We start from the raw sequence: 6,792 nt of genomic DNA on the forward strand, positions 1-6,792 counted from the left end.
CCGAGCGGGTGCTGGAGCGCGACGGGCTGCCGGGCCTGACGCTGCGGGCGGTGGCGCGCGAGGCCGGCGTGTCACATGCGGCGCCGACCCATCATTTCGGCGACCTCACCGGGCTCCTGAGCGAACTGGCCGCCATCGGATTCCGCAGGTTCAACGCCGCCATGATTGCGGCGGGCAACACTGAAACGCTCCCGCTGATGAAGGCGATGGCCCGCGCCAAGGCCTATGTCGCCTATGCGCAGGCGCGTCCCGGCATGTACGGGCTGATGTTCCGCACCGAGCGGCTCGACATGACGCGGCCCTCGCTGCACGAGGCGGCGACTGCCTCGTTTGAGGGATTGGCGACCGCGGTTAGCCTCAGCCGCAACGAGAAGCTCACCGGTGAGACGCTGGAGGCGCTGTCGCTCGACCAAGCCGCGGCGATTGCCCGGGCCTGGTCGCTGGTGCACGGCTTCACCACGCTGCTGCTCGATGGAAGGCTAAAGGACATCCTGCACCGGCTGCCCGAAGGCACCGGCGTCGATCAGCTCCTGGACGCGATGTTGCGCTCGACCGTGAGCCGACCGCCGGCGGTATAGGACAGCGGTTTGGGGGCGAGTTCGCTCGCGTCGGGATAGACCTGCGCGGCGAGTTGCGGCTGGTGTCCCGCTCAGCAACCCCTGCAAATCTTGGTTTGCCGCGCGAGCCTTGCGTCGGCTTCCGCGTCTTCGTTGGGTTGCCGCGACCAATCGTCATACCGCGCTTTGGCGTCCGATCTCGGTGCGGCTTCGTTCAGCGGACCCAGGATTATCTCGCTATTGCGCGCGGTCCTACGCTTCGGCTTGGACGGCCCGGCTTGCTCGCCATCTGCCGTCGGCGGTTCACCCAACCCATCCCAGGCGATCGGCGCGCCTGCCGTCGGTGTTGTCGAGCAGCCGGTGCCGGAGACGCAGCAGCCGGTGAGGGCGGAGCCGGCAACCAGCAGAACCATGAATCTCGTTAGCATCGTTGCTCCAGTGTGGCCGCTGTTAAAACCCGTGACATCAGAATATTAGGCACTGAAGGCGGTAGCTTTGACGTTAATGCGGCGAAAACACGCCGGCCATGGGTCAGCGCTTTGCAAGGCTGACGGCGGCGCCTTTTTCACCGATCACCTTCACTTCGTCCTTGCCGCAGTTGAAATCGCGGGCGAATTCGTCCGCGGCCTGGCGGGCGAGCTCGTTGGGATTGCGGTTGGCCTGGCCGTCGATATAGGCGACATGGCAGACCGGCCCTGGCGGCAGCCGGGTCACCGCGAGCATTGGTTTCGTGGTCGGGCTTCCGGTCTTGTCCAAGGCGTTGTTGTCGGCAATCAGCCAGCGCTGAATGATCGCGAACGGCCTGCCATCCACCGCGCGCCATTCGACGGTGTGGGCGGTGGAATTGAAGGGGGCAAACCAGGTCTCCGCGGCCGGCTCTTTGGCGGCGGCCGCATGGTTGGGCCCGACCGAGACGGTTTCGCGCAGGTCGTCCACGCTGATCAGCACCACCAGCCCCGATTTGCCGGGGCACACCTGCGTCGTGCTGCCGTTGGAATCCTCGGGCTTGCCGATGGTGCGGCAGTCCTTCGGCGCTGATGACGTGTAGCTGCTGCTGAATGTTTGGGCGTTGGCCGGTAAAATCAGGCCAAATGCAGCCGCCAATAGCGTCGTGGCGGCCGGCACGATGAGCAGCCGACGGGGGACGCGTTTCATCTGCATTTCTCGCATGGAACTTCCAGGATGAGACGTGCGCAATCTGGGGAAGGTTCATGGCAAAGGTGCGAAATACCTGACATTGCCGCGGAATCGTCCTAGAACGGCGGCTCAACATTCCTCGTTTTCCGAGCCTGTAGTCATTCAGTCGTCATGCCCTCCATTCCTTCGAACAAACCCTATCGCGTTGGCCGCTCCCGCACCGGGCTTGGCCTCTTCGCCACCAAGCCGATCAAAAAGGGCACCAAGATCATCCGCTACTTCGGGCCGCTTCTTGATTCGAAAAAGAAGGAAGAGGACGCGATCGAGAACAAATACCTGTTCGAACTGAATAACCGTTGGACCATCGACGGCTCGGTGCGCAAGAACATCGCTCGCTACATCAACCACGCCTGCAGGCCCAACGCGGAATCGGACGTCAAGCCGCGCAAGCGCAAGGTGTTCATCCGCGCCATCAAGGACATCGAGCCGGGCGAGGAGATCAATTACGACTACGGCACCGATTATTTCAAAGCCTATCTGAAGCCGATCGGCTGCAAATGCGACGCCTGCGAGAAAAAGCGCAAGAAAAAGCGCGCGGAGGCGCGGGCGGAGAAAGCCCGCCTGAAGGCCAAGGCCGAGCGCAAGGCGCTGAAGAAGGCGGAGAAGCTCGCAATGGCGGAAGCCAGGCTGAAGGAAAAATTGAAGGCGAAGGCTGAGCGGAAGTCGAAGAAGCTCAATGGCCATGCGCTGAACGGCAAGTCCCCGAATGGCAAGTCCCTGAACGGCAAGCATCTGAACGGCATCAGCCGCGCCAGGGTTGCCGGCAGGAAACCGGCCGGCCGGAAAGCGCCGGTCTCCGCGCCCGCGCCGGCTCTTCAGGCTTAGGCCTCACCCACCGGGCGTCACGCGCCGGCTTTTGCGCACCGATTTCGGCAGCAAAGCATTGCCGAAATCCACGCGCGAGCGTTGAACGATCGTGCCGGTTTCGTCGACCACGACGCGAAACAGCCGGTGTTCGGAGAAGAAGGTCAGGCGATGTCGGCCGGAGTCGGCATCGATCCCACGCTCGGCAAGGCTGGTGATCCTGCCCGCGCGCATCTCTTCCCGCAGCAGGGACGGCGCCAGCCCGAGGCCTTCGGCGACGATGGAGGCGTCGATCTGCACGGCGCCATTTTCGAACTCGATCGGTTTCATGCGTTGCACCTGATGCTTCGTTGCGGCCGTCATGCGTGCGCCTGATACCGCCTGGCCGGCGCGGGATAGGCGCATTCCGCCAGCGTCGTGGCGTCGAGTTCGCGCATGAAGGCCTCGCGGGCGGCGGCGAGCTTCGCCTTCAGCCGGCAGCGCGGTTTCAGCACGCAATTACCGCCATCCTCGCGAAAACATTCGACCAGCGGCGGCCCTTCCAGCGCGCGCACCACTTCGCCGATGGTGATCGACTGGGCAGGGCGGGCTAGCATGAACCCGCCGCCGACACCGCGCTGCGTCGAGATAAAGCCGCTATCGGCGAGGTCGCGCACCACCTTGGCCAGATGGTTGCGGGAAATACCGAACTCGGCCGCGATCTCGTTGGTCGCGAAGGAGCGACCGGGCTCGCCCGCCAGCCGCATCAGGGCGCGCAAGGCAAAATCCGTAAACGACGTCAGGCGCATGGGAGGCCTTTCAAAAGATCTGCTTGCAAATCATCTATAGCCGTCTAAATAGGTATTTGAAATACCTATTTAAGGGCAGGCGCGGAAATGGAAGCGATCGCGGCAGGGCCGGAGCGGCGCGAGCGGCTCACGGCCGAAATCATGGAGCGGACGGGCATTGACGAGGCGATGATCGAGCGCCTGGTGCGCGGCTTCTACGCCAAGGTGCGCGCCGACGCGGTGCTGGGGCCGATTTTCGAGGCCCGCATCAGGGATTGGGAGCCGCATCTGGCGCAGATGTGCGCGTTCTGGTCGTCGGTCGCGCTGATGACGGGGCGCTACCACGGTACCCCGATGGCCAAGCATCTGCCGCTGCCGGTCGACGCCGATCATTTCGATCGCTGGCTCGAACTGTTCGAACAAACCGCCCGCGAGATCTGCCCGCCCGAAGCCGAAGCGCACTTTGTGGAACGGGCGCGTCGGATTGCGGCCAGCCTCGAACTCGGCATCGCCGGCACCCACGGCATCATGCTCGGGAACGGGGAACGATTTCGACGCAACCAGGCAGGAGCAAAGTAATGGCCTATCGTGCACATATCGTCACCAACAAGGAGCAGGCCGATCCGTATTCCGGCAGCAGCCTGGTGCCGATGCTCGTCATCGGGCTTGTATTGACCTTCGCGGGAATGATCGCGGCGTTGGTATTGAGCTGAGGGTTACTTGCGTCATTCCGGGATGGTGCGTTAGCACCAGACCCGGAATCTCGAGATTCCGGGTTCGATGCTTCGCATCGCCCCGGAATGACTCTGAGGTGCTTACGCCGTCACCGTCTCACTGCTCTTGCGCAGGCCGACGTACTGCAGCTCAGCAAACACGCCGGTCGCAATCGCCTGCGCGACGATGAAGACCTGACCAAGCAGGTTCGGGCTCACCGCACCTGAGAACAGCAGCGCGATGCTGCCGAGCGTCCACGCGGCATTCCCCACGATCACGAGCAACACCAGCGCCTTTGCCACGGTTGACCGCGAGGCGAGCCAACCTACCAGCGCGGTATAGGCGATCAGGAATAGCCCGGTTTCGCGCAACAACGCCTCCGGCAGATTGAGGAAGGGCGCGAGCGCGCCGGCGCCGAGCGTCAACGCGACGGCAGCGACACCGCTGAAGATGGCGTCGGCGAGCAGGGCGCGGCTCAGGAATGGGGACGGACGGATCATGACGATTCTCCTTTGCATGGGGTTGTTTTCTAAGAACGTGGATCAGCGTTGCAGCAGCGACCGGAGCTGACGCACCAGCCGCGTCGGGCAGAGCGCCTTGCCGACCCTGTTCTCGATCGTCTGCACCTGCACGAACACGAAGACGGTGGTGTCGTGCACCAACGGCTGCGGCATGTTCAGCGAACGCGCCAGTAACCAGGTAGCCAGATTGACCACCCAGGGGACCACGGTGGCGACGAGGCGGAAGAGGGAAAGCATCAGCATGGGTCATCTCCTGTGCCCCAAGATGATCCAGCCCGTGACCCGTTTCGATTACCTCGGACGTAAGAAGGCAGAGTGTTCGGAGATGTCCTAAGATGTTCGCTGGCATTCGCACATGCTCAGAAACCCTTGAAGAATAGGGGTTTTCGCGTACATTGCTGTTCGGCACTGTTTGTTCTTATTCGCGTCCAGCCGCCGATTTTGTTGGTATTCTTGTTGGTATCGGAAGAACAAACGTCGCCGCACAATTCCGATCTTCCGATCTTCCGATCTTCCGAGACCCGAGAAACGAAGCAGATGGCACGCAGTCAGGTTGGCGAGCACGCGAACCCCGAGCAGATCAGGACCGACGTCGATTGTCGCGCCGCCAAACCGAAATTCGAGAACGGCGCTTGGACTGCCACCAAGATTTCTGACGTGACAGGCGGCGGGCTCTACCTCTTCATCAAGCCGGACCTGAACAGGCCGGGCAAAGCCGCCTCCAAGCTCTGGCAGATGGCGTATCGCTTTCACGGCCGACAGAAGACCTACTCCATCGGGCCTTACGGCGATGGCAACGACGGCACCTTCTCACTCGCCACGGCACGTCAGAAGCGCGACGCCGCAAAGGCGCTGCTCGCCCAAGACCCACCAGTCGATCCCTCCGTCGAAAAGCAGTTCGAAAGACATCGTCAGGCGGCCGAACGCCCTTTCGGCGTGTGGATCGATGAATGGCTCGCAGAGAAGAAGACCGAGAAGATCAAGCGCGGCAGACGTGTCACAGTGCGCAGTCCTGAAACCATCGCGCTGCTCGAACGATGGGCTGGTTATCTGAAGGATCGTTTTGGCAAGCTCTATCGGAAAGACATCAAGCGCCCCGACGTTCTCGCTTTCTTTCGGGCGATGCAGGCTGAAGGCAGACTGGAGACCCGTGACCGAGTTCACAGTATCGGTTCGCAGGTTTGCGACTACGCTGACCTCGAAGGGGATGGCTACAATCCGTTCCGCGCCTGCAAGATGCAGCTTATTGTCAACGTCTCGACGCCGCGGCCCGGCGTCACCGATCCGCAGGATGTGGTTCGCCTGTTCAGGCTGATCATGCCGACATGGGCGAAGGCCAGATTTGGCGACGTGGTCGGTGATGCCCTTCGGCTCGATGCACTGACCATTCCGCGCCCCGGCATGATCAACAACATGGAATGGTCAGAAGTCGACTGGGATACCGAACGGTGGACTATTCCTGCTGCTAAGATGAAGACCGGCTGGGATCATGTCGTGCCACTGTCGCGACAAGCCCTCGCTATCCTGCGACGCGTGCGGAAAATCACCGGTAATCGGCGTTACGTGTTCGCTTGTGCCGAAGATACACCATTGTCCGGTAGAACACTCTGTTGTCGGCTGCGTGCGCTCGGCATCGACACCAAGACCGAACATTGCGCCCATGGCTTCCGCACTACGTTCTCGACCCTTTGTCACCATGAGGAGATCAAGGAAGCCAAGGCGTGGGATGGGGACGTCATCGAGTTGCAACTTGCGCATCTCGAAAGTGACTCGGTAAAGGCGATCTACAAACGGCACGGACCGCTGGCCCTGATCGGCTCGCGCACCAAGCTGATGCAGCATTGGGCTGACCGGATCGATAACTTTGCCGGTCCAAAAAAGATTGTGCCGATCAAGGCAATCCTTGAAAGCTGCGCAAACTAGCTAGTTTCTGTCGCGAAACGCCCGGATTTGGGGGCGCCGATCCAAGTTATGCCGATGGATTGGGCACAAAATGACGGAGAGCAACGGGACCGGCAAGCTCGGGACAGATGATTTTTGAGTTGGTTTCAGGTATTGCGCGCCGGCTGTCAGCTTGAGATGCGCTGAGCCGTGGCCACTTTGAGTGACCGGGGCAGGCCTACGGGTCTATCAAGCAGCTCTTCGCCTGCGCGACGATCCTGCCATCAGCATTGCGGCAATCCTCATGAGATTGTTGGCGAGCACCGCGGCGCCGACCCACAGTTCGAAGCG

11 protein-coding genes are annotated in these 6,792 nt (G+C 61.8%); 5 read left to right on the forward strand and 6 right to left on the reverse strand.

Translation table 11 applies throughout. The annotated features are described in order from the left end of the window. Nucleotides 1–578 (forward strand): TetR/AcrR family transcriptional regulator (locus CP49_RS30190; RefSeq protein ID WP_057853777.1); only part of this gene is annotated, 578 nt, incomplete at its 5' end. Between the two features lie 71 nt (nt 579–649). Here the strand turns inward: CP49_RS30190 and CP49_RS30195 are convergent. Both CP49_RS30195 and CP49_RS30200 read right to left on the reverse strand, forming a co-directional pair. After that, a complete protein-coding gene (locus CP49_RS30195) occupies nt 650–985 on the reverse strand; it encodes a hypothetical protein (RefSeq protein WP_156438742.1) in 336 nt (111 codons plus the stop codon). Nucleotides 986–1,088: 103 nt separating this feature from the next. Beyond that, entirely contained in the window at nt 1,089–1,712 is a 624-nt protein-coding gene (locus CP49_RS30200; RefSeq protein WP_057853779.1) for a hypothetical protein, read from the reverse strand. Between the two features lie 153 nt (nt 1,713–1,865). Here CP49_RS30200 and CP49_RS30205 point away from each other — a divergent pair, with 153 nt between their 5' ends. Then, a complete protein-coding gene (locus tag CP49_RS30205) occupies nt 1,866–2,579 on the forward strand; it encodes an SET domain-containing protein (RefSeq protein ID WP_057853780.1) in 714 nt (237 codons plus the stop codon). Nucleotides 2,580–2,582: 3 nt separating this feature from the next. Here the strand turns inward: CP49_RS30205 and CP49_RS30210 are convergent, their stop codons facing one another. Both CP49_RS30210 and CP49_RS30215 read right to left on the reverse strand, forming a co-directional pair. Next, the gene (locus CP49_RS30210; protein WP_338060423.1) at nt 2,583–2,921 is read right to left on the reverse strand and encodes a DUF6522 family protein; all 339 of its coding nucleotides are present in this window, start codon (nt 2,919–2,921) and stop codon (nt 2,583–2,585) included. Next, complete coding sequence (locus CP49_RS30215; RefSeq protein WP_057853781.1) at nt 2,918–3,346, reverse strand: RrF2 family transcriptional regulator; 429 nt, start codon at nt 3,344–3,346, stop codon at nt 2,918–2,920. The genes CP49_RS30210 and CP49_RS30215 overlap by 4 nt, the downstream gene beginning before the upstream one ends. A gap of 87 nt (nt 3,347–3,433) precedes the next feature. Between CP49_RS30215 and CP49_RS30220 the strand changes: the two genes are divergently transcribed. Both CP49_RS30220 and CP49_RS48765 read left to right on the forward strand, forming a co-directional pair. After that, nucleotides 3,434–3,904 carry a group III truncated hemoglobin gene (locus CP49_RS30220; RefSeq protein WP_057853782.1) on the forward strand — a complete coding sequence of 157 codons (471 nt, stop codon included), beginning with the start codon at nt 3,434–3,436 and terminating at the stop codon, nt 3,902–3,904. After that, nucleotides 3,904–4,038: a hypothetical protein gene (locus CP49_RS48765; RefSeq protein ID WP_276326861.1), complete on the forward strand. Its 135-nt coding sequence runs from the start codon at nt 3,904–3,906 to the stop codon at nt 4,036–4,038. Before CP49_RS30220 ends, CP49_RS48765 begins: the two co-directional genes overlap by 1 nt. Before the next feature lie 102 nt (nt 4,039–4,140). Here CP49_RS48765 and CP49_RS30225 read toward each other — a convergent pair whose 3' ends face one another. After that, entirely contained in the window at nt 4,141–4,539 is a 399-nt protein-coding gene (locus CP49_RS30225) for a hypothetical protein (RefSeq protein ID WP_057853783.1), read from the reverse strand. 42 nt (nt 4,540–4,581) lie between these two features. Continuing rightward, on the reverse strand, nt 4,582–4,803 hold the full coding sequence (locus CP49_RS30230) for a hypothetical protein (protein ID WP_057853784.1): 222 nt from the start codon (nt 4,801–4,803) through the stop codon (nt 4,582–4,584). 294 nt (nt 4,804–5,097) lie between these two features. On the opposite strand from CP49_RS30230, the gene CP49_RS30235 reads away from it, so the two are divergent. After that, nucleotides 5,098–6,483 (forward strand): tyrosine-type recombinase/integrase, encoded by a 1,386-nt coding sequence (locus tag CP49_RS30235; protein WP_057853786.1) that lies wholly within the window; start codon nt 5,098–5,100, stop codon nt 6,481–6,483. The last annotated feature ends 309 nt before the right edge of the window (nt 6,484–6,792 follow it).

The sequence above is a fragment of the Bradyrhizobium valentinum genome, from assembly GCF_001440405.1.
GTDB lineage: Bacteria > Pseudomonadota > Alphaproteobacteria > Rhizobiales > Xanthobacteraceae > Bradyrhizobium > Bradyrhizobium valentinum.

Coding starts and splice junctions, on each gene's coding strand:
- CP49_RS30195 (WP_156438742.1), bottom strand. CDS start 985: ATGCTAACGAGATTCATGGTTCTGCTGGTTGCCGGCTCCGCCCTCACC.
- CP49_RS30200 (WP_057853779.1), bottom strand. CDS start 1,712: ATGAAACGCGTCCCCCGTCGGCTGCTCATCGTGCCGGCCGCCACGACG.
- CP49_RS30205 (WP_057853780.1), top strand. CDS start 1,866: ATGCCCTCCATTCCTTCGAACAAACCCTATCGCGTTGGCCGCTCCCGC.
- CP49_RS30210 (WP_338060423.1), bottom strand. CDS start 2,921: ATGACGGCCGCAACGAAGCATCAGGTGCAACGCATGAAACCGATCGAG.
- CP49_RS30215 (WP_057853781.1), bottom strand. CDS start 3,346: ATGCGCCTGACGTCGTTTACGGATTTTGCCTTGCGCGCCCTGATGCGG.
- CP49_RS30220 (WP_057853782.1), top strand. CDS start 3,434: ATGGAAGCGATCGCGGCAGGGCCGGAGCGGCGCGAGCGGCTCACGGCC.
- CP49_RS48765 (WP_276326861.1), top strand. CDS start 3,904: ATGGCCTATCGTGCACATATCGTCACCAACAAGGAGCAGGCCGATCCG.
- CP49_RS30225 (WP_057853783.1), bottom strand. CDS start 4,539: ATGATCCGTCCGTCCCCATTCCTGAGCCGCGCCCTGCTCGCCGACGCC.
- CP49_RS30230 (WP_057853784.1), bottom strand. CDS start 4,803: ATGCTGATGCTTTCCCTCTTCCGCCTCGTCGCCACCGTGGTCCCCTGG.
- CP49_RS30235 (WP_057853786.1), top strand. CDS start 5,098: ATGGCACGCAGTCAGGTTGGCGAGCACGCGAACCCCGAGCAGATCAGG.